Below are 259 nucleotides of genomic sequence, written 5' to 3'. Positions count from 1 at the left end.
CCGCACGCGATGCCCTTGGCCAGCACGTCGCGCCAGACGCGCCTCGCGCCGTAGGTGCGGTCGCTGGCCACGAAGCTCGCGTGGGCCTTGCTCAGGATGGCTTCGTCGTCCCGTGTGCGTTGGCTGGGCTGCCGGGTGAGCCAAGCGTGGAAGCCGGAACGCGAGACACCCAGCGCCGCGCACATCCAGGCAACCGGCCAGACAGCGCGATGCTTTGCGATGAACGCGAACTTCATATCGCGTCCCTCGCAAAGTATGC

1 pseudogene is annotated in these 259 nt (G+C 67.6%); it reads right to left on the bottom strand.

The features are described 5' to 3' along the window. Positions 1-259, bottom strand: a pseudogene (locus E4V01_RS25495) (IS3 family transposase); the annotation flags it as partial.

Origin of the sequence: Methylorubrum sp. Q1 (genome assembly GCF_004683995.1) — a bacterium.
Lineage (GTDB): Bacteria > Pseudomonadota > Alphaproteobacteria > Rhizobiales > Beijerinckiaceae > Methylobacterium.
This window is presented reverse-complemented; position numbering and strand designations above follow the sequence as displayed.